This is a genomic window from Nocardiopsis ganjiahuensis DSM 45031 (assembly GCF_000341085.1).
Taxonomy (GTDB): domain Bacteria; phylum Actinomycetota; class Actinomycetes; order Streptosporangiales; family Streptosporangiaceae; genus Nocardiopsis; species Nocardiopsis ganjiahuensis.
Genome location: NZ_ANBA01000002.1, coordinates 658685 through 685523, shown reverse-complemented (window position 1 = coordinate 685523; position 26839 = coordinate 658685). Strand labels below are relative to the sequence as shown.

The window sequence follows — 26839 nt, the reverse complement described above, 5'->3', positions numbered from 1 at the left end:
TACCGTACCGAACACTCGAGGAGACCCATGGCCGACCTGGACCAGATCCCGGTGACCCTGATCGACGGCCGCGAGACCACCTTCGGAGAGTGGTCCGGGCAGGTGCGGCTGGTGGTCAACGTCGCCTCCCGCTGCGGCCTCACCCCGCAGTACGAAGCGCTGGAGGCACTGCACGGGCGCTATTCCGACCGCGGTTTCACCGTCCTCGGGCTGCCCAGCAACCAGTTCCTCCAGGAGTTCGGCGGCGAGGAGAAGATCGCCGAGTACTGCTCGATGACCTGGGGCGTCACCTTCCCCATGACCGAGAAGGTCAAGCTCAACGGCCGGGGGCAGCACCCCCTCTACGCCGAGCTGACCCAGGTCCCCGACGCCGAGGGCAAGGCCGGCAAGGTCAAGTGGAACTTCGAGAAGTTCCTGGTCCTGCCGGACGGCACCGTCCACCGCTTCCGCCCCACCACGGTCCCCGACGCCCCTGAGATCGTCGACCTCATCGAGAAGTCGCTCCCGCAGTAGCCGGCGCGGGGTCCACCAGGAGCAGCAGCTCACCCAGCGTCCGCGCCTCCCTCAGGCCCTCCGCCGCCGCGACCCAGTAGGACTGCGTCGCCTCCCCGAACCACAGCACGAGGCGCGGGTTGTCCGCCTGGATCTCGGCGGCGATCAGGTGCTCCCTCGCGAACTCGCGGCGGTGGCCGCCCACCAGGGGCAGCCGCAGCGCCCGCAGGGCCCGACAGCTCCGGTGCGCGCACGAGGTGCAGTACGGGCCGGACGCGGAACGGGTTCCGGAGATAAGATGCATCACTGATCCTGCTTTCTTACACGTGAGAATGTGGAATTCGGGATTCTGTGGGGCCTGGGAAGCGTTGCCGCGCTTTCCCGGGCCCTTTTCCGTGCGGAACGGCTGTCAGCGGAGGAAGGGCCAGAGGCTGTCCTCGAAGTCGTAGGCGAGGAAGAACCACACCTCGCGGTGGCTCGGGAACCCGTTGTCGCCCCAGTCGGAGGCCAGCGCGTCCACCATCGCCAGACCCCGCCCGGTCTCGGCTCGGGGGTCCAGTCCGCCGGGGTCGGCATCCAGGTAGCGGCGGTTCCCGACGCCGGTCATGCGGTCGGTGGCCACCCCGTCGTCGCGGCAGAACAGCCTCAGCCCGTCCCGGTGGCGTTCGCACAGCAGGGTGTAGGAGTGCCCGGGCAGTCCCGAGCGCGAGTGCTTGAGGGAGTTGTTGGCCAGTTCGGACCCGATCAGCGTGAACAGGTACCTGAAGTCGGGGTCCTGCTCGGCGGCACAGGTGTCCAGGAACGCCCGCACCAGCGGGAGGAACAGGGGAGAGGCCCCGAAGTCGTAGCGGCGCACCTTGTAGTGGGGCCGGTCGGGGCGGCCGTTGAAGTAGTGCCTGTAGGCGTGGGGCACCAGCTCGTTCAGAGCGATGGTCACCTCAGCCATCGGGGGTACGGGAGCAAGCCTGGTCGCCATGGTGTGGAACCTCTTCCCATTGCGGCAATTCGGAGAGACAGAGACGGCCCTGCTTCAAGCGTCCGCGAAGCAGAGCGGAAACCCTGTGGCGTCTGAAAAAGACTCTCCCACCGGTTCGCGGGCTGGGCTATATTCATCGCTTAGAACGTTCAAGTTCGTATGCCAAGCGATCCAGTCTGATAAGTCAGCGATATTGGCGGTGAGACGTGGGATCGAGCGATGCTGCTCGGGAGCGCTTCGGAAAACTACTCAGGAAATACCGAGATCAGGCGGGTTTGACCCAGCAGGATCTCGCCAAGGCGGCCGTGCTCGCTCAGAGCACCATCAGTGACCTGGAGGCAGGGAAGAAAGGGACAAGGCGGGGACAAATAGAACGAATTGACAAGTCCCTTATCGCCAATGGGGTCTTGCTCAACGCATGGGACGGGTCGTTCTCCCCGAGCGGGATGATCAGCTACTTCCGTGAGGCAGCCGAAGACGAACAGGTCGCCATCGAGATCCGTGAGTACGCGCTCGGACTCGTGCCCGGCCTCGTCCAGGTCGAGCAGTACGTTCGCACGATCAGTGAGCTCGCCTCCCCCTACACCCCGCCGGAGCAGATCGACCAGATCGTCAAGGCGCGGCTCTTCCGCCAGCAGATCCTGGACCGTGAGCACCCGCCGGTGCTGATCGTGTTGCTGGACGAATCGGTGATCCGGCGCCGGTTCTCCGATCCCGAGGTGATGCCCGCACAGATCAGCCACCTGTTGAAGCTGAGCCATCGCCCCCGCATCACCATTCAGGTCATCCCGGAGGACACAGAGGACCATGTGGGCCTGAACGGCTCGTTTAGGCTGAGTACTGCCCCCGACAGCAGCCCCTTCGCCTACGTCGAGGGCCAGAAGACGGGCATGACCCTCAGGGAACCCGAGATCGTGGAAAGCTACGAGCGGACATTCGCGGACCTACGGAGCTTGGCTCTGCCGGTGCCTGCGTCACGATCACGGATGGAAGAGATTCGAGGCAACCTCTCATGATGACCGAAGGTTGGAAGAAGTCCAGCTACAGCAACGGTGAGGGTGGCAACTGCCTGGAGGCGCGCGGTGCGCTGGCTGGATCGCATGTCCTCGTGCGCGACACCCAGAACCGCGAGCTGGGCCACCTGGAGGCCGAGTCCGCCGAGTGGTCGGCCTTCCTGAAGGCCGTCGCCTCCGCCTGACCGTCGCACGGAAGCGGGCCCCGCCCATCCCATTCCTGGTGGCGGGGCCCGTCGCTGTGCCGAGACGCTCGTGGGCGTTGGTCCTCAGCCGGTGCCCCCTTCCCCCGCAGGGGCCGGGGGACGACCGGGGGAGGGTCAGCGGATCCGTTCCCCGAAGACCTCGGCGATGGCCTGGGCCCCGGCCAGGTTGGTGTGGATGTCCGGGCCCCGGTCCACGTTGCACATCCAGGTGAGGTCGCAGATCTGCTGGAGGTTCACCGGCATGCCGGTGTCGCTGTCGTCGGGGACCTCGGTGTTGGCGCCGTCGAAGACCGTGTCGACGTCGGCCACGTCGATCCCGGCCGCCTCGTAGGAGGAGGTCAGCGAGTCGTTGACCTCGCCCAGGATCTCGACGGTCCGCGCGGCCAGGGACTCGTCCGCCTCTTCCGCGGGCGTGGCCTCGGCGCCCTCTGCGCCGTCGCCGCCTTCTTCCGCTTCCTCGTCCTCCGAAGCCTCATCCTCGGGCTCCTCCAGGAGGGCCAGCGCCAGGAAGGGGTTGTAGTAGGTCATCGCGACGATCTGGGTGTCCGCGCTCGCGGCGTCGGTCAGCCGCTCGGCGATCACCGGGATCTCGGTCTCCAACCGCTCCAGGCCGTCCGCGACGCACTCCTCGTTCACACCGATGTCCTCGATGTCGAGTTCGGCCTGTCCGCCGGCGCCGTCCACGCAGTTGGTGAAGTTGTTGCCGCCGATGGTGAGGGTGACCAGGTCCACCTGGTCACCGTGCTCGCGCAGGAACGCCTCGGCCTGGTCGAGCTGGGACCCCGCCTCGTAGCGGGTGTCGCAGTCGGCGATGCCGCCCTCGACGAACGTGGTCGTGTCCTCGCCGCCGCACCCCATGCGCTCGTGCTGGAGCGTGGAGTCGGCGTCCTTCAGGGTGCGGTACAGGACGTCCGTGTACCCCTCGGAGGTCTCCTCGGGCCGACCCTCGTCGTCGGGCTGCACGCCCACCGTCAACGAGTCGCCCAGGGACAGGTAGAAGCTCTGTGCCGTGGTCGGTTCCTCGTCGCCGCTTCCGGAGCAGCCCGCGACCACTACTGCAGCCGCGGCGACCGCGGCCATCCACCGGATTCTCAAAGTGCTCTCCAACCAAGACCCGTACTGGAAATGACTCGCGCCCAGTTGGCAGGTTCCCGGTGAGCAGACGGATACCGCCGAGTAACTACCCTTGCGGACCCGAAGGGCTCCTGTCGAGGGGCGCGAGGAGGCATCTGAGTAACGATGCCAGCTGCTCGCGCTCGGCCGCCGGCATGGGCGCCAGGAGGGTCTCCTCGTAGCTGAGGAGCGAGGCCAGGGCGGCGTCGATGCGCTCGGCGCCCTTCTCGGTCAGGCGGACCAGGACGCCGCGCTTGTCGCCGGGGTCGGGGCGGCGGCGCACGAGTTCGGCGGCGGCCAGCCGGTCCACCCGGTTGGTCATGGTCCCGGAGGTCACCAGCGTGGCCCGCAGCAGGCGCCCGGGGCTCAGCTCGTAGGGCGGCCCGGAGCGCCGGAGCTCGGCCAGGACGTCGAACTCCCAGGGTTCCAGCGTGTGCTCGGTGAAGACCGTGCGCCGGGCACGGTCCAGGTGGCGGGCGAGCCGGGACACCCGGCTGAACACCTCAAGGGGTGTCACGTCAACGTCCGGCCGCTCGGAACGCCACGCCTCGATCAGCCCATCCACCTCATCGCGCATGGCACCAGCATATCTCTTGACATCAAGATAGTGGGGCGGGTATGCGATGCACACCCGCCCCACCGATGATCAGGGGCCCGTCAGCCGGAACGCCGCTTGCGCGTGTCCAGCTTCGGCTTGGACTCCAGGGCCGAGAGCCCGTTCCAGGCCAGGTTGACCAGATGGGCCGCGACCACCTCGCGCTTGGGCTTGCGGACCTCCAGCCACCACTGGCCGGTCAGTGCCCACATACCCACCAGTGCCTGCGCGTACATGGGGGCGAGCGCCGGGTCGTAGCCCCGTTCGGCGAACTCGTCGGCCATGATGTGCTCGACCTGGCTGGCGATGTCGTTGATCAGGCTGGCGAAACTGCCGGTCCCGGAGGCCACGTGCGAGTCGCGGGTGAGTACCCGGAACCCGACGCTGTTCTCCTCGACGTAGCGCAGCAGGGCCAGGGCTGCCTTCTCGATCTTGCTTCGGGCGTGGTCGGCGGTGAGGGCCTCGCCCATCATGTCCAGGAGAGTGCGCATCTCCCGGTCCACGACGACGGCGTAGATGCCCTCCTTGCCACCGAAGTGCTCGTAGACCACGGGCTTGGACACTCCGGCCCGTGCGGCGATCTCCTCAACGGAGGTCGCGTCGAACCCTCGCTCGGCGAACAGCTCCCGGCCGATCTCCAACAGCTGTTGCCGACGCTCCTTGCCCGTCATGCGCTTGCGGCGCACACGGGTCCTCTGCTCGCTGTCGGCTGCTCCCATGATGGCTACTGATCCTAGACCTTGACCCGCTTGGCGGCGAGCCGATCGTTGTTGGGCCAGCGGACCTTCGTGGCCCAGCCGAACTTCTCGAACATCCAGATGACCCGGGCGGAGATGTCGATCTGACCCTTGAACACACCGTGGCGGGCGCAGGTCGGGTCGGCGTGGTGCAGGTTGTGCCAGGACTCGCCGAAGGACGGGATGGCCAGCCACCACACGTTGCGGGAGCGGTCGCGCACCTCGAAGTTCTCCTCGCCGATGGTGTGGCAGATGGAGTTGATCGACCAGGTGACGTGGTGCAGCAGCGCCACGCGGACCAGGCTCGCCCAGAAGAACGCGGTGACCGCGCCCCACCAGGACATGGTGATCAGACCGCCGATGGCGGCGGGGGCGAACAGCGAGAACAGCACGATCGGCAGGAAGAGCTTGTCGACGAGGACGACGTCCTTGTCCTTCAGCAGGTCCGGGGTGAAGCGGCGCGGCGAGGTCTTCTTCTCGTCCAGGTACATCCACGCCATGTGCGCGTAGTACAGGCCCTTGGCCACGGACTTCCAGTCGTCGCCGAAGCGCCACGGCGAGTGCGGGTCGCCCTCGGCGTCGGCGTACTTGTGGTGGCGGCGGTGGTCGGCCACCCACTTGATGACACTGCCCTCGATGGCCATGGACCCGGCGATCGCCAGCGCGATCCGCAGCGGGCGGTTGGCCTTGAAGGAGCCGTGGGTGAAGTGGCGGTGGAAGCCGACCGTGATGCCCAGTCCGCTGATCAGGTAGAAGACCGTCGCGATGGCGATGTCCACCAGCGACAGGCCCCATCCCCAGAAGAAGGGCACCGAAGCGAGCAGCGCGATCAGGGGGATGAACACGAAGGCGAAGACCGTGTAGCGCTCGGCCTTGCCCCGCAGTTCGGGTTCGTACTCGGGAACGGCCTCGCGCTTGGGCGCGTCGGCAGCGGTCCCGGTGGGCTTGGTGGCGCCTTCGGTCGGCACCTCGGGAGCAGCGGTCATGGGTCTTGCACACCTCGTCACGGAGAACGTCGTCACCGGTCAGGACGGCGTCACAGATGCTCGGAGCACCGGTCGAGACGGCCCAACCTATTCCTACGTAACCGTAACCTACGACCCCGTAGGTTTGGCAAGCCCCCGGGGGGAGGCGCTATGTTGGTGTCGAGCGTTCGGACGGACACGTCCGCATCGTTCCCGGATGATGTAATCGGCAGCATCTGGGGTTTTGGTCCCCATCGTCCAGGTTCGAGCCCTGGTCCGGGAGCAAACCCGCCGTCACACCCGCGGCGGCACAACTCACACCGGCGCCCGGTCGCCCGCCCCGGTCGGGGCCCGCCGGGCGCGGCGCCCCGGGCGTCCTCGCCGCCACGTCACGCGGCTGATGGATGCCCGTGACACGCATGTATCCTTCCCATGTCGGCCGCTGGTCATCCGACGGCCGCCCGCGCGGCATGCGGGTCGCGCCGCCGAAGGGTGAGCCGACGTTCATATGCCAGCTATCTCGAGGGGTCTCCTCCAGTGAGCGTGAACCGTCCGGCTGCCGTGATCATCCTCGCGGCGGGTGAAGGCACCCGAATGAAGTCCAAACTTCCCAAGGTCCTCCACGAACTCAACGGCCGCAGCATGCTCGGCCACGTGCTCTACGCGTCCCGAGAACTCGACCCCCGGAACACGGTCGTAGTCGTCGGACACGCCCGCGACCAGGTGCGATCCCACCTGGAAGAGGTCGCCCCCGAGGCGACCACCGCGGTGCAGGAAGAACAGAACGGCACCGGTCACGCCGTGCGCATGGCGGTCGAGGACCTCGCCGCCAAGGGCACCGAACTCTCGGGGACCGTCGTCCTCACCTGCGGCGACACCCCCCTGCTGCGCGGCGGAACGCTCGCCGAGCTCGTCGCGGCGCACGAGAAGGAGGGCAACGCGGTCACCGTGCTGTCCGCCCGCGTCCCCGACCCCCACGGCTACGGACGCATCGTCCGCGACGCCCACGGCAGCTTCACCGAGATCGTCGAACACGCCGACGCCACGCCCGAGCAGCGCGGTGTCGACGAGATCAACTCCGGCATGTACGCCTTCGACGGCGCCCTCCTGAGCCAGGTCGTCCAGCGTCTGTCCACGGACAACGCCAAGGGTGAGGAGTACATCACCGACGCCGTCGCGCTGCTGCGCGGCGACGGGCACCGGGTCGACGCCTGGAGCGCCCAGGACTGGAACGAGGTCCAGGGCGTCAACAACCGCGTCCAGCTCTCCGAGGCCCGTCGGGTGCTCAACGACCGCCTCCTCACCGAGCACATGCTCTCCGGTGTCACGATCGTCGACCCCGCGACGACCTGGGTCGACGCCCAGGTCCGCATCGGCGCGGACACCGTCGTCCACCCCAACAGCCGCCTCCACGGCACCACCCAGATCGGCGAGGACGCCGAGGTCGGCCCCGGGGCCGACCTCCGCGACACCTTCGTCGGTGACGGCGCGAAGGTCCGCGAGACCACCGCGGAGGGGGCCCAGATCGGCCCCCGGGCGACCGTCGGCCCCTACACCTACCTCCGGCCGGGCACCCGCCTGGCCGAGCGGACCAAGGCCGGAGCCTTCGTCGAGGTCAAGAACTCGAACGTCGGCACCGGCTCCAAGATCCCGCACCTGACCTACGTCGGGGACGCGGACATCGGCGTGGGCAGCAACATCGGCTGCTCCTCGGTGTTCGTCAACTACGACGGGGTCAACAAGACCCGGAGCACCATCGGCGACCACGTCCGCATCGGCAGCGACAACACGATCGTCGCTCCCGTGCGGGTCGGCGACGGTGCCTACTCCGGGGCCGGGACCGTGGTCCGCGACGATGTCCCGCCCGGTGCCCTGGCGGTATCCGAAGGGCACCGGCAGCGTAACGTCGAGGGCTGGACGCAGCGCAAGCGTCCGGGAACTCCGTCCGCGGAGGCGGCGGAGCAGGCGGAGCGGCACAGAGCCGACGACGCGAACGAGCAGTGACTGTGGGGGAGAAACACGTGACCGGCATGAAGGCCACCGGCCAGAAACAACTGATGCTGTTCTCGGGGCGCACGCACCCGGCGCTGGCCGAGGAGGTAGCGAAGGAACTGGGGATCGAGGTGGTCCCCACCCGGTTCGACACCTTCGCCAACGGCGAGATCTTCATGCGGTACCTGGAGTCGGTGCGCGGCAGTGACGCTTTCGTCATCCAGAGCCACGCCGACCCGGTCAACGAGTCGATCATGGAGCAGCTGATCATGGTGGACGCGCTCAAGCGCGCCTCCGCCAAGCGCATCACCGTGGTCACGCCGATCCTGGGCTACGCCCGCCAGGACAAGAAGCACCGGGGCCGCGAGCCCATCTCCTCGCGTCTGGTCACCGACCTGTTCCGGACCGCCGGCGCGGACCGGATGATGGCGGTCGACCTGCACACCGACCAGATCCAGGGCTTCTTCGACGGCCCGGTGGACCACCTCTTCGCGCTGCCGATCCTGGCCGACCACGTCGCCAGCCAGGTCGAGCAGTCCGAGATCACCGTGGTCTCCCCGGACGCCGGCCGCGTGCGCACCGCCGACCGCTGGGCGGACCGCCTGGGCGCGCCCCTGGCGATCATCCACAAGCGCCGCGACCCGGACGTCGCCAACCAGGTGAAGGTCCACGAGGTCGTCGGTGAGGTCAAGGACCGCGTCTGTGTCCTGGTCGACGACATGATCGACACCGGCGGCACCATCGTGAAGGCCTCCGAGGCCCTCTTCGAGCAGGGCGCCAAGAAGGTCATCGTCGCCGCCACGCACGGTGTGCTGTCCGGCCCCGCGGCCGAGCGCCTGCAGAACTCGCGCATCTCCGAGGTGGTCATCACCAACACGCTGCCCGTCCCGGAGGAGCGCTCCTTCGAGAAGCTCACGCAGCTCTCGATCGCCCCGCTGGTCGCCCGCGCGATCAGCGAGGTCTTCACCGACGGCTCGGTCACGAGCCTGTTCGAGTAGCATCACCGCAGAATCGGCTGAGGTCCCCCCTCAGCACCCCCCAGGCGTCGTACGTGGACCCACCGGCGGGGCCGACCCCGGTCCGCCGGTGGGGCATGTACCGAGTCGTCAGCAGAGCCAGTAGACTTGGCCGAGTGTCCCCGTGCCCGGGTGGAGTCCTGTGTGTCTTCGCCTGGAAACATCGCGGGCAGGGGTGCGCGACGAGCGTTCCCGGGCCGGACGGGTCCGGTGGCGGCTCGCCGGGCACGCCTGGAACCAGGGCGGTCGAGTCCCCTGCAAGCTGGGTGACCCCGCCGTATTCTCCGCCGAGGGCGGGAATCGTTCGTACTACTGGAGTCGTGTTCCCCGTGCTGCGGGGTTGAACCCGAGGAGTTTTGTCGTGTCCGAGGTACGTATCGCTGCCGAGCCCCGCACGGAATTCGGCAAGGGCGCCTCCCGTCGCGCCCGCCGCGCGGGTAAGGTGCCGGCCGTCCTCTACGGCCACGGCACCGAGCCCCGCCACCTGAACCTGCCGGGCCACGATCTCATGCTCGCCCTGAAGACCCCGAACGTCCTGATTCGCCTCGAGGGCCTGGACAAGGACAACCTTGCCCTTCCCAAGAGCGTGCAGCGTGACGCCATCAAGGGCTTCCTGGAGCACGTCGACCTGCTCGTCGTCTCCAAGGGCGAGAAGGTCGAGGTCGAGATCAACGTCTCCCTGACCGGTGAGGTCAAGGCTCCCGGCGTGCTCAACCAGGAGCTCGTCACCGTGACCGTCGAGGCCGAGGCCACCCACATCCCGAACGGTGTCGAGTTCGACATCGAGGGCCTGGAGATCGGCGCCAACCCGACCGCTGGCGACCTGAAGCTGCCCACGGGCGTTTCGCTGGTCACCGACCCCGAGTCGCTCCTGCTCACCGTCTCCGCCCCGCGCGTGGACGACGAGCCGGAGACCAGCAACGAGGCCACCGAGGGTGCGGAGACCACCGCCGCCGAGTAGGCCGCGGTGCCACCACACACCTCAGACCGAACGCGCGGTCCCCGAACCAGGGGGTCGCGCGTTCGGTGTTTGCGGGGCGGCCGGGTCGATAGTGTCGGTCGGCATGTGGAGCTTGTTGAGCAGGTTGGGATTCCGGAAGAGCAGGGACGTCGAGGACATGGCTGAGGCTGAGCGCTGGCTGGTCGTCGGGCTGGGCAACCCCGGCCCGAAGTACGCGGGCAACCGGCACAACGCCGGTTTCATGGTGGTGGACGCCATCGCCGCCGAGAAGGGCGAGCGGTGGAAGGCCCACAAGGCGCACGCCGAGGTCGTGGAGACCCGGATCGACGGCGTCTCGGTGGTCCTGGCCAAGCCCCGCACCTTCATGAACCTGTCCGGGGGGCCGATCGTCGGGCTGGCCCGGTTCTACAAGGTCCCCATGGAGCGGATCATCGTCGTGCACGACGAGATGGACATCGACTTCGGGGCGCTCAAGCTCAAGAAGGGCGGTGGCTCCGGCGGCCACAACGGGCTGAAGTCGGCCACGGCCTCCCTGTCCGGCCCCGACTACCTGCGGGTGCGCTTCGGTGTGGGCCGTCCGCCCGGCCGGATGGACCCGGCCGCCTACGTGTTGCGGGACTTCTCCTCCACCGAGAGCTCCGAGCTGGACCTGAACGTCGAACGCGCCGCCGACGCGGTCCGCACCATCCTCACCGACGGGCTCGGCCGGGCGCAGAACATCTTCCACACTGCGGCCTGACCCGTCGGGCCCGGAAGGGCGGGGGCGTCAGCCGGCCGCCAGGAGGGTCTCCAGGAGCGCGTCGTAGGCGGGCTTGGTCGTGTAGTCGTCCCAGTACACGGTGGCGCCGCCCTCACCCTCGAAGGTGTTGGGCACCCAGGAGTACTTGTCGGGGAAACCCCAGACGGTGAACGAGTCGCAGCCGCTGACGTTCAGGCAGGCCTCCAGGGCGCGCGCGTAGTAGTCGGCCTGGTCCGCCAGCTGCTGTTCGGTGGGCTCGGCGCCGCCGGGCAGCTGCATGCGCACGTCCACCTCGGTCAGGGCCGTGGACAGGCCGAGCGCCTCGAAGCGCTCCAGGTTGGTCTGCAGCCCGCTCGGGAAGCCGTACTGGAGCGAGAGGTGGGTCTGGGCGGAGAAGCCGTGGACCGGGACGCCCTCCGCCAGCAGCTCCCGGGTGAGCTCGTAGTAGGCGTCGCTCTTGGCGTTGACGTCCTCGACGTTGTAGTCGTTGAAGTAGAGCTCGGCCGACGGGTCGGCCGCGTGCGCCCAGCGGAACGCGTCGCCGACGATCCCCACGCCCAGTTCGCGGATCCAGATGTTGTCCCCGGTCCGCAGGTTGCCGCCGTCGTCGAAGATCTCGTTCGCCACGTCCCACTGGTGGATCTGCCCGGCGTAGCGGCCGACCACGGTCTCGATGTGGTCCCGCAGGATCTCGCGCAGCTCCTCCTGGGAGAAGTTCCCGTTCTCCAGCCAGTCGGGGTTCTGGCTGTGCCACAGGAGCGTGTGCCCGCGTACGTCCTGGCCGTTGTCCTGCGCGTACGCGACGATCGCGTCGGCGTCGTCGAAGGCGTACCCGTCCCGGCTCGGGCGCAGGTGGTCCCACTTCATCTGGTTCTCGGCGGACAGGGAGCTGAACTCCTCGCCCAGGATCCGCCGGTACTCCTGGTCCCCGGTGAAGGGGTCGGGGTAGTCCTCGTCCTGGTGGTGGCCGCCGCCCGCGACGGCGCTGCCGATGACGAAGCCGCTGGGGGCCGCGTCGCGCAGGGCGGTGTTCTGGTGGAGGCCGGTGGCCGGCTGGTCGTCGGCTGCCGCGGCGGCCGACGCGGGCAGGGTGAGCGCCAGTGCGGTGAGCACGGCTGCGGAGAGTCGAATCTGTCTCATAGCGGGGGGCTCCAGACTCATTTTCCGGTCAAGTTCCGGAAAGTTCCGAAACTTGTTGGAAATGGACAGTAATTTCTGTCGTGGAGGGCGTCAAGACCCCCAGCCGTGGTGATCTCGTAGTCTGGGGAGGTACCAAGGAGGTTCAGTGGGCGCTACCCCCTCACGAGACGTCACCATCTCCGTCATCGCGGCGGAGGCGGGTGTCTCCGCGCCGACCGTCTCGCGCGTTCTCAACGGCCGGGGCGACGTCGCTCCCGCCACCCGGGAACGGATCGAGACCCTGCTGCGCACGCACGGCTACCGCCGACGCGGATCCCGTCCCAAGGAACGGGCCGGCCTGCTCGACCTGGTCTTCAACGACCTCGACAGCCCCTGGGCGGTCGAGATCATCCGCGGTGTCGAGGACGCCGCCCACCGGTCGGGGACCGGGGTGGTCGTCTCGGCGACGCACAACCGGCCCAGCGCGACCCGCCAGTGGCTGGACAACGTCCGCGAGCGCGTCAGTGACGGCGCGATCCTGGTCACCACCGACCTCGACCCCGAACTCAACCGGCGGCTGCGGGACCTGAACGTCCCCGCCGTCGTGATCGATCCGGTGGGCCTGCCCGCGCTGGTCACGCCGACCGTCGGGGCCACCAACTGGGCCGGCGGGCTCAGCGCCACCGAGTACCTGATCCAGCTCGGCCACCGTCGCATCGGCTTCGTCGAGGGGCGCCCGGAGCTGTGGTGCAGCCGGGCGAGGCTCGACGGGTACCGCGCCGGCCTGGAGACGGCGGGCCTGAGCGTGGACCCGGCCCTGGTCGCACCGGCCGAGTTCACCTACGAGTCCGGCTTCCGGGCCGGGCAGAGCCTCTTCGCGGGCGAGGACCACCCCACCGCCGTGTTCGTCTCCAGCGACCAGATGGCGCTCGGTGTCTACGAGGCGCTGCGCCAGCGCGGCCTGCGCGTGCCCGACGACGTCAGCGTGGTCGGTTTCGACGACCTTCCGGAAGCGCGCTGGTCCTCGCCGCCGCTGACCACGGTGCGCCAGCCGCTGGCCGACATGGGCAGGCTGGCCGTGCGCACGGTGCAGAGGCTCGTCCTGAACGAGACCATCGAGAGCTCCCGGGTGGAGCTGGCCACCGAGCTGGTGGTCCGCCACAGCACCGCGCCGCCGCCCCGGACGCAGTGACCTGAGCGGCTGCCGCCGCGAAGCGCCGGGGCCGGGCCCCGGCGCCGTCTAGGGAGTGTTCCGCGGATGCTTTCGGTGGGCTCGGCGCTTGCGCCGATGACCGTGAGCGGCCGTCCGGGCAATCTCTCGCCAGACGATGAACGAAGGTCAGCCTGGGGTTGGCTGTCCGAGTGATATCGGCGCAGCGAGAGGCAGCCTGGTGGTCGCGAACCCGAAATGATCCAAGGAACACGACCTAGCGAGCGGGGACCAGCAGGCGCCAGGCGTCGCGGGCGTGCTCCGCCGGGGGCTCCGGTTCGGCGCAGGCGACGGCGACCACTCCGACGAGGGCGCCCGCCAGGTAGGCGGCGTGGGTGGTGACGGGAACGTCGTCGAAGCCGGAGGGGCGCGCGCCGGCCGTGAAGCGCTCGGCCAGCGCCTCGGTGAGCCGTTGGCGCAACAGGTTCGAGAAGCGGGCGCTGCCCTGCCCGGAGAGCATCCGCCGGTAGAGCACGGCGTTGTCCGCCACGTGGGTGAACAGGTCGACCAGCGGTTCCGGGGCCCGGTCCCGGGGCTGGTCGAGGGGGCACAGGGCGGCGCACCGGGCCACGTGGGTGACGGCGCCGTCCATCGCGTCGGCGACCAGGGCGTCCAGGTCGGCGTAGTGCTGGTAGACGGTGGCCCGGTTGATCCCGGCCTGTCTGGCCACGGCGGCCATGGTCACGGAGCCGAGATCGTGTCGGGCGGCCAGGGACAGCAGGGCGGCGCGCAGCCGGTCGCGGGTGCGCTGGACGCGGGGGTCGTCGGGATTCACGGAACCAGGGTACGACATCTGTCGCTTAAACAACAGGTGTTGCTTAAACAACAGATGTCGTTTACTCTGCCGGTATGAGGATGGAGATCTGGGCGGACGTGGTCTGCCCCTGGATGTACATCGGCAAGCGGCGCCTGGAGCGCGCGCTGGCCGAGCGGTCCGGAGCGCCGGTCGAGGTCGTGTGGCGGCCCTACCGCATCGACCCCACGGCCCCCGACGCGTCCGAGCCGATCGAGGAGTTCCTGCGCGACCCCTTCGTCGAGGTCGCGCTCGAGGCCTGCGGTCCCGTGCAGAACGGTGACGGGGAACTGGTTCAGATGTCCGAGCTGGCCGCGGAGGAAGGGCTCGGCGACCGGTGGGGCGCGGCCTGGCGGGCCAACAGCCACGACGCCCACCGGATGATCGCCATGGCGGAGGAGGAGGGCGGTCCCGCACTGCAGGACGCCGTCGCGGAGGGGATCCTGCGCGCCCACTTCGTGGAGGGGCGCGACATCGCCGACGCCGGGGTGCTGTCGGAGATCGCCGCCGGGGCCGGGTTCGCCCGGGGCGGTGCGCTGCTGGCCGCGGGCGGCGGCGAGGCGCGGGTGCGTGAACTGCTGCTGTGGGGGCGCTCCGAAGGGGTGCGCACCTCACCGACCTTCGTCGCCAACGGTATGGCGCTGACCGGGGCCCAGTCGCCCGAGGTGATCGCCGAGTTCCTGGCCGAGGCGGCCGACCGCCGTCCCAGGGAACTGCCCGAGGAGGTGGAGCGGCTGCGGCGGTCCGAGGCGCTCCTCGTCCGGGACGACCCGCTGGGCGCCCTCGAACTGCTGCGGCCGCTGACGGAGGCGTACGCCGAGGACCGCGGTGTCCGGCTCCTGGCGGCCCGCGCCTACTACCGCTCCGCCCAGCTGAACCGGGCGCGGCGCACGCTGGAGGCGCTGCTCGAGGAGGGGGCCGACGACGCCTACACCCGTCTGCTGCTGGGGCGCACGCTCCAGCGGCAGGGGGAGCGCGACCTGGCCGAGCCGCACCTGAGGCTCGCGAGGGTGATGGATCCGGCGCTCGCCTGACCGGGGTCACGTTCCGCGCAGGGTTTCGGTCCTGGTGGTTTCCGGCCGGGTTCTGTCCTTTGAGACGGGACCCGGCCGGTCTCAGGACAGACACATTCTCGGTGGGAACGGGACTTCTTCCCCAACAGGCCGCAACTCACGGCGACTTTTCCACTACTTTTGGTTACTGTTCGGGTTGGCAGTACGTGTTCTGCGCCCGACGACACGCCCCGCTCATACCCTCCGCGTGAGTCCCGTGGCGCCAGGGGCGGTTACTCATAGTGAGTATTTGAATCCGTACGTGGTCTTGGGGGATACGTGGTGACAACCAGCGGGACCGTCGAAGGGAAGACCTTCCGGCAGCAGGAACGTTCGGAGCGGCACCGGCGGGAACCCCTGCCGGGACCGGCCGCACGGCCGCCCCGGCGCTTTCCGGTCAACACCGGGCCCCGGGCCGACGCCTGGCTGCGCCCCTACGTCCTCGGCCTGGTCGTCCTGGACCTGGCCGCGGCGCTCGCCGCCGCCCTCGCCGGGACCCTGCTCCGGTTCCACGACTCCCTCACCGCGGACACCACCGCCCCCTACCTGCTCCTCTCCCTCGTCCTACCGCCGGTCTGGGTCGCCTTCGTGCGCCTGGGCGGCGGTTACGAGCGGCGCTTCCTCGGGGTCGGCACCGAGGAGTACCGGCGGATCGCGGTGGCCGGAGCGGTCCTGGCCGCGACCGTGGCCATCGGCGCCTACGCCGTCAAGTTCGACCTCGCCCGCGGGTACGTGCTGGTCGCGCTTCCGCTGATCGTCCTGCTCACCCTCGGCCTGCGCTACGCGCGCCGCAAGGCGCTGCACCGCCGCCGCCGCTCCGGCGCCTGTATGAGCGGGGTCGTGGTCGTCGGCTACAGCGTGGCCGCGAGCGACCTCATCCAGCGGTTCCGCGACGAGATCTACCACGGCATGCGCGTCGTGGGAGTGTGCCTGCCCGAACACGAGACCGACACCGCCGAGGTCGAGGGCTGCCCGGTCCTGGGCTCCTTCGCCGACGCCGCCGACGCCGCCGCCCTGGCCGGGGCGGACACCGTCGCGGTCCTGGCCTGTCCGGAGATGGACGGCGTGGAGCTGCGCCGCCTCGCCTGGCGGCTGGAGAAGACCGGCACCGACCTCACCGTGGCCTCCGCACTCATGGAGGTGGCCGGTCCGCGCACCACGATCCGCCCGGTGGCGGGCCTTCCCCTCCTGCACGTGGAACACCCCGAACTGGTGGGCACCCGCCGCCTGGTCAAGGGTGTCTTCGACCGCTGCGCCGCGGCCCTCGCCCTGGCCCTGCTCTCGCCCCTCTTCCTCGTGCTGTCCGTGCTCATCCGTTCCGGGGGCGGCGGACCCGCCTTTTTCCGGCAGACACGCGTAGGCCGGGGCGGGGCCGAGTTCACCGTGTACAAGTTCCGTACGATGGTGGTCGGGGCGGAGGCGCTGAAGGCGATCCTCCAGCCCCGGAACGAGCACGACGGTGTGCTCTTCAAGATGCGTCGGGACCCCAGGGTCACGCCCGTGGGGGCGTGGCTGCGCCGCTACTCGCTCGACGAGCTTCCCCAGCTCGTCAACGTGGTGCGCGGAGAGATGTCGCTCGTCGGACCCAGGCCCCCGCTGCCGGAGGAGGTCGCCCAGTACGGGCACGACGTCCGCCGCCGGCTGGTGGTCAAACCGGGGATGACGGGACTGTGGCAGGTCAGCGGTCGATCCGACCTCTCTTGGGAGGAATCGGTCCGCCTGGATCTGCGGTACGTGGAAAACTGGTCGCTGACGTTGGACATCCAGATCCTGTGGAAGACGTGGTCAGCGGTGATCCGTGGGGCGGGAGCATACTAGCCGGTGAAGAGCATCCGAAATGATCATGAGGTGGCCCGCGACCTGGCGAGCGAGGCCGGACAGCTGCTGCTGCGCCTGCGCGCCCGCCACGGCTTCGACGAGCCCGAGGTCCTGCGCACCCTGGGTGACCGCACCTCGCACGAGTTCCTCTTCTCAGCGCTCGGGCGGTTGAGGCCCAGCGACGCGGTCCTGTCCGAGGAGGGCGCCGACGACCCGGCGCGGCTGAAGGCCCGGCGGGTGTGGATCATCGATCCGCTCGACGGGACCCGGGAGTTCTCCGAGCCCGGCCGCACCGACTGGGCCGTGCACGTGGCGCTCTGGGAGAACGGCGACCTCGTCGCCGGCGCGGTGGCGCTGCCCGCCCAGGGCAGCTGCCTGTCCACGGTGGACCCGCCGTGGCTGCCGGAGGAGCGGCCCGAGGGGCAGCGGCTGCGCATCACCGCCAGCCGGACCAGGCCGCCGGCGTTCGTGCAGCGGATGGCGACCCAGCTCGGTGCCGAGGTGGTCCCCATGGGGTCGGCCGGAGCGAAGATCTGCGCCGTGCTGCTCGGGATCGCCGACATCTACGTGCACGCGGGCGGCCAGTACGAGTGGGACAGCGCCGCGCCGGTCGCGGTCGCGCGCGCCTCCGGCCTGCACACCTCCCGAATCGACGGCTCGGAGCTGCGCTACAACGTAGCCGACCCGCTACTCCCCGATGTCCTTGTATGTCGATCGGAATTGTCGGGTATGTTGTTGGCAAGCATCCGCGACGGCGCGGACCTTGACAGCGCCGGTCCGCACGCGGGGGGCTGAACCGAAGGACCCCCGCGGTGGAACCGGTCGTGTGTGTCGGTATTTCTAAGGCGGATTCCATGGGTCAGGCGAGTCAGCAGGCGCTCGGGCGCTACCAGCTCTCCCAGCTGGACGTTCTCGAGGCCGAGGCGATCTTCATCATGCGCGAGGTGGCGGCGGAGTTCGAGCGCCCCGTGCTGCTCTTCTCCGGCGGCAAGGACTCCATCGTCATGCTGCGCCTGGCGGAGAAGGCCTTCTGGCCGGGACCGGTCCCGTTCCCCGTCATGCACGTGGACACCGGGCACAACTTCGAAGAGGTCATCGAGTTCCGGGACCGCCGCGTGGCCGACGCCGGCGTGCGCCTGGTCGTCGCCTCGGTCCAGGAGCAGATCGACGCGGGCAAGGTCACCGAGCCCACCGGGCGCTGGGCCAGCCGCAACCGGCTCCAGACCTCGGCGCTGCTGGAGGCCATCGAGGAGAACGGTTTCGACGCCGCCTTCGGGGGCGCCCGCCGCGACGAGGAGAAGGCCCGGGCCAAGGAACGGGTCTTCTCCTTCCGTGACGAGTTCGGCCAGTGGGACCCCAAGAACCAGCGCCCCGAGCTCTGGAACGTGTTCAACACCCGGATCAACCGCGACGAGCACATCCGGGTCTTCCCGATCTCCAACTGGACCGAGCTCGACGTGTGGGGCTACATCCAGCGGGAGCGCCTGGAGCTGCCCTCGATCTACTTCGCCCACCAGCGGAGCGTGTTCGAGCGCGACGGGATCCTGCTCGCCGACTCCCCGCTCATCCAGCGGGACGAGACCGAGGTGCCCTTCACCGAGACCGTGCGCTACCGCACCGTCGGTGACCTCACGTGCACGGGTGCGGTCAAGTCCACGGCCGTGGAGCTGGACGACATCATCGCGGAGATCGCCGCCACCCGGATCACCGAGCGCGGCCAGACCCGCGCCGACGACCGGGCCAGCGAGGCCGCGATGGAGGACCGCAAGCGCGAGGGCTACTTCTAGGCGTGTCTTCTTCGGGCCTCCGCCTTTGCGGAGGGATTCGGGTTGAAGAAACACGGCATCCTCGCCGACGCCTGACGCTCGTTCCTCGCTAGCGGCTTGTCTCGTCTTGCACTGTGTTTGCCGCAACCCAGCCTCCCGGCGCTCGAACGAGAGACCCCCTTCGCTTCTCCGTCCGCCCCACACTTCGCACATTGGACCAGGCAACATGAGCAACGACATCCTGCGGTTCGCCACGGCGGGCTCCGTCGACGACGGCAAGAGCACTCTGATCGGCCGCCTGCTGTACGACTCCAAGTCCATCTTCGAGGACCAGCTCGACGCAGTGGAGCGCACCAGCGTCGCGCGCGGCGAGGAGCAGACCAACCTGGCGCTGCTCACCGACGGTCTGCGCGCCGAGCGCGAGCAGGGCATCACCATCGACGTGGCCTACCGCTACTTCGCCACGCCCAGGCGCACCTTCATCATCGCGGACACCCCCGGGCACATCCAGTACACCCGGAACATGGTCACCGGTGCCTCCACCGCCGACCTCGCCATCATCCTGGTGGACGCCCGCAAGGGCCTCCAGGAGCAGAGCCGCCGCCACGCCTTCCTCACCACCCTGCTCCAGGTGCCGCACCTGGTGCTCGCGGTGAACAAGATGGACCTGGTCGACTACTCCCAGGACCGCTTCGAGGAGATCAAGGCCGAGTTCAGCGAGTTCGCCGCGAAGCTGGACGCGCGCGACCTCACCTTCGTGCCGATCTCCGCCCTGCACGGCGACAACGTGGTGAGCCAGTCCGAGAACATGCCCTGGTACACGGGCGGTTCCCTGCTGCACCACCTGGAGAACGTGCACATCGCCTCGGACCGCAACCTGATCGACGCGCGCTTCCCGGTGCAGTACGTGATCCGGCCGCACAAGTCCGACGATCCCGAACTGCACGACTACCGGGGCTACGCGGGCCAGCTCGCGGGCGGTGTGCTCAAGCCCGGCGACGAGGTCACGCACCTGCCCTCGGGGCTGTCCACGCGCATCGCGAAGATCCTCACCGCGGACGGGGAGGTCGCCGAGGCGTTCTCGCCGATGTCGGTCACCCTGCTGCTGGAGGACGAGATCGACATCTCCCGGGGCGACATGATCTGCCGCCCCAACAACACCCCCGTGGTGTCCCAGGACATCGAGGCGATGGTGTGCTGGATGACGGACGCCCGCAAGCTCACGCCCCGCTCCAAGCTCCTGGTCAAGCACACGACCCGGACCGCGAAGGTCGTGGTCAAGGACCTGCGTTACCGGCTGGACGTGAACTCGCTGCACCGCGACGAGACCGCCGACCACCTGGCGCTCAACGAGATCGGCCGGGTGCGGCTGCGCTCCACCCAGCCGCTGTTCGTGGACGAGTACACGAAGAACCGGCAGACCGGCGGATTCATCCTCATCGATGAGGCCACCAATACGACGGTGGGTGCGGGAATGGTCGTCAAAGCCGACTAGACGTACCCGGTAAAAGACCAAACATTCCGAACGGGGCCGCTTCGCGCGGCCCCGTTTCGCGTGTCCGGTTACACCGGTATTTCGTGATGTAAAGGCCTGGCCTGCTTTTTTCTGGGCCCCGGTACCGAATGGGATCGGGTGAAAGGGGTGCATCAGAGGTAGTGAAGTTACCCGGCGTTAGGGCCGTGTGCAGGCGAAAAGACCGACCAGAGTGTCACCCCGAGCCCCGTGATCCTGGCGGATTGGCTAGAGGCGCGAAGGGCGACGGCTGAGAAAAATTCGCCCAGCCTCTGGCAATCAAGGGTCAAATCTGCCTAAAGTGTGCGAATCGCGTGCGGGTCCGCAATCGGCTCAATACGCACGGTAAGGACCTGCCGTGTGCTCCCACTCTGAAACCCCCACAAGGAGGAACCGCGTGAAGAAGCACCCCACTCGCAGGGTCGCGTTCAGCGCTGTCGCGGTCAGCGCACTCACCATTCCCCTGGCGCTCTCCGGCGCCACCAGCGCCGGCGCCCAGGAACTCGCGCCGGTGTACACGAGCTCGTCCGCGGCGGGCGGCGACTGGTTCGTCGTCCTCGAGGACAGCATGACGGCCAACTCCGTCTCCCCGTCGTCCTTCGGCATCTCCTCGGACCAGGTGAACCACACCTACGACGAGACCCTCAACGGCTACTCGGCCTCGCTGAGCGCGGCCGAGGTCGAGGAGCTCCGCGCCCAGGCCGGGGTCGCCTACATCGAGGAGGTCGGCGAGGCCCACACCCTGGTCCCGTGGGGCCTGGACCGGATCGACCAGGAGGACCTGCCCCTGGACGGGTCCTACACGACCGAGGCCGACGGCAGCGGCACCTCCGTCTACGTCATCGACACCGGCATCGACGCCTCCCACCCCGAGTTCGGCGGGCGCGCCGAGGCCGGCTTCGACGCCACCGGCGGTGACGGCGGTGACCGCCAGGGCCACGGTACGCACGTCGCCGGAACCGTGGGCGCCGAGAGCTACGGTGTCGCTCCGGGTGCCGACCTGATCGGCGTCAAGGTCCTCGGCGACGACGGCTCGGGCTCCTACGACGACGTCGTCGCGGGCATCGAGTGGGTGGCCGAGAACTCCCCGGGCAACGCGGTCGCCAACCTGTCCCTGGGCGGACCGTCCTCGCAGGTCGTCGACGACGCCGTCAACGCGCTGGCCGACTCCGGTGTGTTCGTGGCCGTGGCCGCCGGCAACGAGGGCCAGGACGCGGGCAACACCTCCCCGGGCGGCGCCTCGGGCGTGGTCACCGTCGGAGCCTCGGCTTCGAACGACTCCGCGGCCACCTTCTCCAACCACGGTTCGGCCGTCGACATCTACGCCCCCGGCGTCGACGTCGAGTCCACCATCCCCGGTGGCGGCACGGACAGCTACAACGGCACCTCGATGGCCAGCCCGCACGTGGCCGGCGCCGCCGCCCTGTACAAGAGCTCCATCGGCGACGACGACCAGGGCGTCATCCTGGACTGGCTCATCGCGAACGGTGGCGAGGACAAGCTGAGCGGTGTGCCCAGCGGCACCGTGAACCTCCTGCTGAACGTCGAGGGCCTGTAGACACCCTCCGGGCTGTGGAGACCCCGCGCGTCCACATCCCGGCGGACTGACAGCCGACGGGTACTGACACGGCCCCGGGTCGGGAGTGAGGCTCCCGGCCCGGGGCCGCCCCGTGTCCGCGAGCCACAGGCGTGATGACGTTCCGCTCATGACTCGTGACTCCAAGTAATAGCCTGGGGGTGTGGATGGATATCGTCTGGTGTTCGTCGGGGGGATGGGCCGTTCCGGGTCCACCCTGATCGAACGCCTCCTAGGTGAATTGCCCGGCTTCTGCTCCATCGGTGAGATCGTGCACCTGTGGCGCCGGGGTCTGGTGGAGAACGAGCGCTGCGGCTGCGGTCAGGCCTTCGCCGACTGCGGGTTCTGGAGGGATGTGGGCGAGAGGGCGTTCGGCGGCTGGGGCCGTCTGGACGTCCAGCGGGTGCTGAGGCTCAAGGACAGTGTCGACCGGACCCGTTTCCTGCCGGGGCTGCTCAACGGGTCGGCCGGGGAGGGTTCCCTCGCGGCCCGCAGCGAGCACTACACCGAGCTCTACCACCGGCTCTACTCGGCGGTCGCCCAGGTCAGCGGTGCCCGGGTGATCGTGGACTCCAGCAAGCACGCCTCCCTGGCGGCCTGCCTGCGCTGGCGGTACGGCGCCCGCATGCGCCTGCTGCACGTGGTGCGCGACCCCCGTGCGGTGGCGCACTCCTGGGGCAAGCGGGTGGTGCGCCCGGACGCGGCCCCCGGTAGCTCGGAGCCGGAGATGGCGCGGTACTCGGCGGGTCGCTCGGCGCTGCAGTGGATGACCCAGAACTCCTCACTGGACGCGCTGGCCCGGCGGGGGATCCCCACCCTGCGGGTGCGCTACGAGGACTTCGTGGCCGACCCGCAGGCCGAGTTCGGGCGGATCGCCGACTTCGTCGGACACACGGGCGCCCCGCTCCCCCTGGGGGGAGGGGAGGGGGGAGTGGAGCTGTCGGGGGGACACGCCGTCTCCGGCAATCCCATGCGCTTCCGGGCGGGGCCGGTCGGCGTCCGGGCCGACCACGGATGGCGGGAGGGACTGGCCCCCTGGCGCCGTCGCCTGGTCACGGCGGTCACCGCCCCCACGCGCGGGCGCTATGGGTACTGATGTCCGCTGAGCGCACTCGGGGCTGTTGCGCGTGCAAATTATGACGTATGGTCATCACGTGAGCACTCTGTGTTGTAATCGGGTGAGCTAGGGGGCGATTGGCCGTGGGTAGCGGGCCGGTGCGATACGTGGCGGCGGTGGGGGCTCTGGTCCTCGCCGTGGGACTGTCAGGGGTGGGCGACGGCCCCACGGGTGCTGTGGCACCGGTGGGGGGCCGACTGCCGGAGAGCGATTCCGCTCCGAACTCGGCGTCACTCCTCGGGATGCCCTCGTCGAGGGAGATCCACTGCACCGTCTCGGACATCCTCGAGCCCTCCTGCGGTGTCTGGTGGGGCGCCAGCCCCGACCGCGGCGACGTGGCGGCGCTGGAGGCGGCGGCCGACCGCCGCATGGACATCGTCTACACCTGGCGCGGCATCGACCAGCCGGACGTCCCCGGCGACCACGAGCGGCAGATGATCGCGGAGGGCCGCTTCGTGCACACCAACATCGAGGCCCGCCGCTTCACCCAGTCGGGGCACCCCGACATCTCCTACCGCAGCATCGTCAACGGCGAGTTCGACTCCTCGCTGCGCTCCCAGGCGCGCGCCATCGCGGAGCTGGACGTGCCGTACTTCGTCACCTTCGACCACGAGGCCGACGGCAAGAACCGCTACAACAACCGGGGCACGCCCGCCGAGTTCGTGAGCTCCTGGCAGCACATCGTCGACCTGTACCGGTCCGAGGGCGCCGACAACGTCATCTGGGTGTGGAACGTGACCGGCTGGCCGGGCAACGTGGACCGGCTCCCCGGCCTGTGGCCCGGCAACGACTACGTCGACTGGATCAGCTGGGAGGCGTACAACATGACCGGCTGCGAGAAGATGAACAACTGGGACCACGTCGACTCCTTCGAGGACGCCCTTTCCCCCACCTACGACTGGATCCAGGAGGAGGGGCCCAAGCACGGCATCGACCCGGAGAAGCCGGTGATGATCGGCGAGATGGGCACCACCGACATCGGTCCCAGCGAGACCCTGAAGTGGTACACGGACGTTCCGGAAGTCCTCAAACGCTACGAGCGCGTGCGCGCGGTCAAGCTCTGGGACAGTGAGGTCGGCAACGGCTGCGACTTCCGGATCCTGTCCAACGAGTACGCCCGGCGCGGGTTCGAACTGGCCGGTCAGGACCCCTACGTCCACCTGCCCGACCGGGTCCGCCGCCTCGCCGAGTACGCCGCTACCCGGGACTGAAGCCGGGGGTGCCGGGGCCGCCGGGGCGGCCCCGGCGCCGCTCAGCCGCCCACCGGCCTGCGCATCGACCAGGTGCGCGGGCCGCCGTCGGGCAGATCGTACTCGGCGGTGGCCCGGAACCCCAGGGACTCGTACAGCCGGACGTTCTCCGGGGCCGAGGTCTCCAGGAACGCGGGCACGCCCGCCGCGTCCGCCTCGCGCAGCCCCGCACCGACCACCGCGCGGCCCAGTCCCCGCCCCTGGGCCTGCGGACGGACCCCCACGGTGCCCAGGAACCAGACCGGTTCGGCGGGCCGGTGCCGCCCCATGGCCTCCTCCGCCGAGGCGTAGGCCGGAGCCCGGTCACCCGCGAGGTTCACCAGCGTGGGCAGCAGCTCCGCCATGACCTCCTCGGCCCCGCCGGAGTCGGGCGTGGACCAGACGGCGACGGCGTCCAGGCCCTCGCTCACCCAGACCCGGCCGTGGGGGAGGCCGATCTCGGCCAGGAAGATCCGCTGGAACTCGCGGAGCCGCGCGAGGTGGTCGTCGGCGGAGATCGTGTGCCGGGTGAAGGGATACTCCCGGAAGGCCGCGGTCAGCGTGTCCGCGGCCCCGTTCACGTCCTCGGCGACGGCCTCCCTGACCGGCTGTCCCCTGACCACATGCTCGCGGGTCGCGTGCTTCCTGATGACTCTGTCCCCCTGGTGTCGTCATGTTCGCGCCCCGCCCGGGCGGGGTCCGTGGGCGAGGTTATCGGACCGCCCCGGCCACGATCCCGTCCTTTCCCGGACCGCGGGGGCCGGGGCGGGCCGATCCGCCGCGCGAAGACCGGCCCGCCGCCCCGACCAGCCCCTAGAGGCCCTTGCCGCGCAGGTGCAGCAGGCGCAGGATCCATCCCGCAGGGACTCCGCACACCACCAGGAGGGCCAGGTAGGCGCGGCCCTCCAGCGGCCGGTTCCGCAGCGTCCGCCCGATCCACCGCAGCGCCTGGCCGCGCCGCCTGGCCGCCGCCTCCGCGAAGGCGATCTGCCCCGCGATCCGGGCGTAGCCGCGGGGCACCAGGGCGAACTCGGGGTAGCGCTCCAGCAGCCAGCGCAGCGCGGTGGAGATGGTCTGCCAGCGCTCCGAGAAGAAGGACTTGCGGTGCCACAGCACCCGCACACCGGGCTCGGGGACGTTGCGGATCGGGGCGCGCCGGGCCAGCCGCAGGAGCAGTTCGTAGTCCTCGCCGTAGCTGCCGGGGATCTCCTCGCTCACCGTCCCGCAGCCGTCGATCATGGCCGTGCGCCGGATCAGGAAGGTGGACGGGTGCAGCTCGGTCAGGCGCGACCTCAGCAGGTCGGCGAAGGTGACGCTGGTCCGGTCCAGGACCCGCTCGGACTCGACCCGGTCGTAGACCACCTGGATACCGCAGCACACCATGTCGGTGCCGGGCTCGGCGCGCATGATCTCCACCTGAGCCCGGAGCTTGTCGGGCAGCCAGGTGTCGTCGTCGTCGCAGAAGGCCACGAGTTCGGTGTCGGCTCCCAGGACACCGGTGTTGCGCGCCCCGGCCAGCCCCGGTGTGAGCGTGTTGGTCACCACCCGGACGGGTCGGTCGCCCTCGGCGTGGGCGAGCGAGGGGTCGGGCTGGTCGTTGTCGAACACCACGATGGTGGTGATCATCCCGGGGTAGTCCTGCTCGACGATCGCCCGCAGGGTCCGGCGCAGCAGTTCGGGCCGGTCCCGGGTGGGCACGACCACGGTCACGGCCGGCCAGACGTCGCTCGGGGTCCCGGCAGCGGCCGTGGTGTCGGCGCCGGGCGCGGAGTCCTCCTGGGCACTCTCCACCGTTGCTTCCTCTCCCTCGTCGGTGAGCAGGTCGATCAGCTCGCCCGCGCGCCGGGCCGCGCTCTCGGAGCCGTCCTCGGCGGCGGGGTCCACCCGGAAGTCCTCGGGGGACTCCAGCGCCTTGTCCATGAACGCGTGCAGCTGCTGGGCGGTGGAGCAGGCGCGCACCCGGCCCGCGTCCTCGACCCGCTTGACGAACAGCAGCTGGTGGTTGTCGACGTGCTCCTCCAGCTCGGGGTCCCGCGCGACCACGACGGGCAGGTGCCCGGCGGCCCGCGCCTGCGTGATGGTTCCGGGGCCGCCGTGGGTGACGACCACGGCGGCCGTGCGCATCGCCTCGGACAGTTCGTCTCCGGGCAGGAACGGGGTTCCCTCGGCCTTGCCCGGTGCGCTGCTGTGCCCGTGCTGGACGAGGACGCGCAGGTCCGGGCGGCGACGGGCGTAGTCGTCGACCCAGCGGACCAGCCGGTCGAACGCGTGGTGGTCGGTGCCGAGGCTGACGACCACGTCGGGGTGGTCGCTGCCGTCGGGGCGGTGCGTGGGTCGTGTGGTCTGTTCGGTCACAGGAGCGGTCCTACCGTGATGGCGGTCGGCATGAACGAGCGCTGTTCCTCCCACTGGGCGAGGAACAGACGGGTGAAGGGCTTGCAGAGCCGGGCGGTGAGGGTGGGGGTGTCGATGCGGTCGTAGACCTCGATGTAGACGGTGGGGACGCGCATCAGCCAGGCCAGGACGAAGAACGGCAGGGCCACCCCGGCGCCGGTGCTGACCACGGCGGCGGGCCGCCGGGCGCGCATCACCCGCAGGGCCAGGACCGTGTTGCGCAGCAGGTTGCCGACGTGGCGGGTGGTGGGGTGGTGAGCCCAGTGCACCGCCTCGTCGGCCAGCGCGGACTCCGCGTCCGGCGTGCGGAAGGTGACCCACACGCGGTCTCTCCCCTGCCACCAGGGGCGCAGGGAGCGCAGTTGGGTGAGGTGGCCCCCGCTGGAGGCCACCAGGAGAACCGGTCGTGCAGACATGTGGTGATCAGTCCATTGCTCTGAGTGTCGG

The 26839-nt window shown here is 69.6% G+C and carries 27 protein-coding genes; 16 read left to right on the top strand and 11 right to left on the bottom strand.

Features of this window, described 5'->3' with window-relative positions:
- The first annotated feature begins 27 nt into the window (after positions 1-27).
- A complete protein-coding gene (locus D458_RS0103680) occupies positions 28-513 on the top strand; it encodes a glutathione peroxidase (protein WP_017585376.1) in 486 nt (161 codons plus the stop codon).
- Here D458_RS0103680 and D458_RS0103675 read toward each other — a convergent pair.
- Positions 488-796 carry a hypothetical protein gene (locus tag D458_RS0103675; protein WP_017585375.1) on the bottom strand — a complete coding sequence of 103 codons (309 nt, stop codon included), beginning with the start codon at positions 794-796 and terminating at the stop codon, positions 488-490. The two genes, D458_RS0103680 and D458_RS0103675, sit on opposite strands and share 26 nt — an antisense overlap.
- Positions 797-901: 105 nt before the next feature.
- Positions 902-1438 carry an ATP-binding protein gene (locus tag D458_RS0103670; protein WP_017585374.1) on the bottom strand — a complete coding sequence of 179 codons (537 nt, stop codon included), beginning with the start codon at positions 1436-1438 and terminating at the stop codon, positions 902-904.
- A gap of 236 nt (positions 1439-1674) precedes the next feature.
- Here D458_RS0103670 and D458_RS0103665 point away from each other — a divergent pair, with 236 nt between their 5' ends.
- Both D458_RS0103665 and D458_RS0103660 read left to right on the top strand, forming a co-directional pair.
- Positions 1675-2484 carry a helix-turn-helix domain-containing protein gene (locus tag D458_RS0103665; protein WP_040702082.1) on the top strand — a complete coding sequence of 270 codons (810 nt, stop codon included), beginning with the start codon at positions 1675-1677 and terminating at the stop codon, positions 2482-2484.
- Positions 2481-2666 carry a DUF397 domain-containing protein gene (locus D458_RS0103660; protein WP_026118974.1) on the top strand — a complete coding sequence of 62 codons (186 nt, stop codon included), beginning with the start codon at positions 2481-2483 and terminating at the stop codon, positions 2664-2666. The genes D458_RS0103665 and D458_RS0103660 overlap by 4 nt, the downstream gene beginning before the upstream one ends.
- Positions 2667-2801: 135 nt before the next feature.
- Here the strand turns inward: D458_RS0103660 and D458_RS0103655 are convergent, their stop codons facing one another.
- From D458_RS0103655 to D458_RS0103640, 4 genes are all read right to left on the bottom strand, one after another.
- Complete coding sequence (locus D458_RS0103655) at positions 2802-3767, bottom strand: GDSL-type esterase/lipase family protein (protein WP_026118973.1); 966 nt, start codon at positions 3765-3767, stop codon at positions 2802-2804.
- Positions 3768-3867: 100 nt separating this feature from the next.
- Positions 3868-4377 carry a MarR family winged helix-turn-helix transcriptional regulator gene (locus tag D458_RS0103650; RefSeq protein WP_017585370.1) on the bottom strand — a complete coding sequence of 170 codons (510 nt, stop codon included), beginning with the start codon at positions 4375-4377 and terminating at the stop codon, positions 3868-3870.
- Between the two features lie 80 nt (positions 4378-4457).
- Positions 4458-5114, bottom strand: coding sequence for a TetR/AcrR family transcriptional regulator (locus tag D458_RS0103645; protein WP_193374584.1), 657 nt, complete (start codon positions 5112-5114; stop codon positions 4458-4460).
- Between the two features lie 14 nt (positions 5115-5128).
- Positions 5129-6118, bottom strand: coding sequence for an acyl-CoA desaturase (locus D458_RS0103640; RefSeq protein ID WP_017585368.1), 990 nt, complete (start codon positions 6116-6118; stop codon positions 5129-5131).
- Positions 6119-6634: 516 nt separating this feature from the next.
- Here D458_RS0103640 and glmU point away from each other — a divergent pair.
- From glmU to pth, 4 genes are all read left to right on the top strand, one after another.
- Positions 6635-8101: a bifunctional UDP-N-acetylglucosamine diphosphorylase/glucosamine-1-phosphate N-acetyltransferase GlmU gene (gene glmU / locus D458_RS0103635; RefSeq protein WP_026118972.1), complete on the top strand. Its 1467-nt coding sequence runs from the start codon at positions 6635-6637 to the stop codon at positions 8099-8101.
- A 17-nt stretch (positions 8102-8118) separates the two neighbouring features.
- Positions 8119-9087, top strand: coding sequence for a ribose-phosphate diphosphokinase (locus D458_RS0103630; protein ID WP_026118971.1), 969 nt, complete (start codon positions 8119-8121; stop codon positions 9085-9087).
- Positions 9088-9466: 379 nt separating this feature from the next.
- On the top strand, positions 9467-10066 hold the full coding sequence (locus tag D458_RS0103625; RefSeq protein WP_017585365.1) for a 50S ribosomal protein L25/general stress protein Ctc: 600 nt from the start codon (positions 9467-9469) through the stop codon (positions 10064-10066).
- A 103-nt stretch (positions 10067-10169) separates the two neighbouring features.
- Positions 10170-10805 (top strand): aminoacyl-tRNA hydrolase, encoded by a 636-nt coding sequence (gene pth, locus D458_RS0103620; RefSeq protein ID WP_026118970.1) that lies wholly within the window; start codon positions 10170-10172, stop codon positions 10803-10805.
- Between the two features lie 27 nt (positions 10806-10832).
- On the opposite strand, the gene D458_RS0103615 is transcribed toward pth, so the two are convergent.
- Entirely contained in the window at positions 10833-11945 is a 1113-nt protein-coding gene (locus tag D458_RS0103615) for an endo-1,4-beta-xylanase (RefSeq protein WP_026118969.1), read from the bottom strand.
- 145 nt (positions 11946-12090) lie between these two features.
- Between D458_RS0103615 and D458_RS0103610 the strand changes: the two genes are divergently transcribed.
- Positions 12091-13116: a LacI family DNA-binding transcriptional regulator gene (locus D458_RS0103610; RefSeq protein WP_017585362.1), complete on the top strand. Its 1026-nt coding sequence runs from the start codon at positions 12091-12093 to the stop codon at positions 13114-13116.
- Between the two features lie 235 nt (positions 13117-13351).
- On the opposite strand, the gene D458_RS0103605 is transcribed toward D458_RS0103610, so the two are convergent.
- Positions 13352-13909, bottom strand: coding sequence for a TetR/AcrR family transcriptional regulator (locus D458_RS0103605; protein WP_017585361.1), 558 nt, complete (start codon positions 13907-13909; stop codon positions 13352-13354).
- 74 nt (positions 13910-13983) lie between these two features.
- Between D458_RS0103605 and D458_RS0103600 the strand changes: the two genes are divergently transcribed.
- From D458_RS0103600 to D458_RS0103565, 8 genes are all read left to right on the top strand, one after another.
- Positions 13984-14961, top strand: coding sequence for a DsbA family protein (locus tag D458_RS0103600; RefSeq protein WP_026118968.1), 978 nt, complete (start codon positions 13984-13986; stop codon positions 14959-14961).
- A 297-nt stretch (positions 14962-15258) separates the two neighbouring features.
- A complete protein-coding gene (locus D458_RS0103595; protein WP_017585359.1) occupies positions 15259-16797 on the top strand; it encodes a sugar transferase in 1539 nt (512 codons plus the stop codon).
- A 3-nt stretch (positions 16798-16800) separates the two neighbouring features.
- The gene (locus D458_RS0103590; RefSeq protein WP_026118967.1) at positions 16801-17592 is read left to right on the top strand and encodes a 3'(2'),5'-bisphosphate nucleotidase CysQ; all 792 of its coding nucleotides are present in this window, start codon (positions 16801-16803) and stop codon (positions 17590-17592) included.
- Between the two features lie 59 nt (positions 17593-17651).
- The gene (cysD, locus tag D458_RS0103585; RefSeq protein ID WP_017585357.1) at positions 17652-18584 is read left to right on the top strand and encodes a sulfate adenylyltransferase subunit CysD; all 933 of its coding nucleotides are present in this window, start codon (positions 17652-17654) and stop codon (positions 18582-18584) included.
- 205 nt (positions 18585-18789) lie between these two features.
- The gene (gene cysN / locus D458_RS0103580) at positions 18790-20058 is read left to right on the top strand and encodes a sulfate adenylyltransferase subunit CysN (protein WP_017585356.1); all 1269 of its coding nucleotides are present in this window, start codon (positions 18790-18792) and stop codon (positions 20056-20058) included.
- A 415-nt stretch (positions 20059-20473) separates the two neighbouring features.
- Positions 20474-21634: a S8 family peptidase gene (locus D458_RS0103575; protein ID WP_017585355.1), complete on the top strand. Its 1161-nt coding sequence runs from the start codon at positions 20474-20476 to the stop codon at positions 21632-21634.
- Between the two features lie 214 nt (positions 21635-21848).
- Positions 21849-22748: a sulfotransferase gene (locus D458_RS0103570; RefSeq protein WP_040702132.1), complete on the top strand. Its 900-nt coding sequence runs from the start codon at positions 21849-21851 to the stop codon at positions 22746-22748.
- Positions 22749-23011: 263 nt separating this feature from the next.
- Positions 23012-23980 carry a glycoside hydrolase family 26 protein gene (locus D458_RS0103565; RefSeq protein WP_017585353.1) on the top strand — a complete coding sequence of 323 codons (969 nt, stop codon included), beginning with the start codon at positions 23012-23014 and terminating at the stop codon, positions 23978-23980.
- 41 nt (positions 23981-24021) lie between these two features.
- Here D458_RS0103565 and D458_RS0103560 read toward each other — a convergent pair whose 3' ends face one another.
- From D458_RS0103560 to D458_RS0103550, 3 genes are all read right to left on the bottom strand, one after another.
- Positions 24022-24621 carry a GNAT family N-acetyltransferase gene (locus D458_RS0103560; RefSeq protein WP_017585352.1) on the bottom strand — a complete coding sequence of 200 codons (600 nt, stop codon included), beginning with the start codon at positions 24619-24621 and terminating at the stop codon, positions 24022-24024.
- 190 nt (positions 24622-24811) lie between these two features.
- Positions 24812-26353, bottom strand: a complete 1542-nt coding sequence (locus D458_RS0103555) for a glycosyltransferase (protein WP_017585351.1) — start codon at positions 26351-26353, stop codon at positions 24812-24814.
- Positions 26350-26808 (bottom strand): glycosyltransferase family 28 protein, encoded by a 459-nt coding sequence (locus D458_RS0103550; protein ID WP_026118965.1) that lies wholly within the window; start codon positions 26806-26808, stop codon positions 26350-26352. The genes D458_RS0103555 and D458_RS0103550 overlap by 4 nt, the downstream gene beginning before the upstream one ends.
- Positions 26809-26839 lie beyond the last annotated feature (31 nt).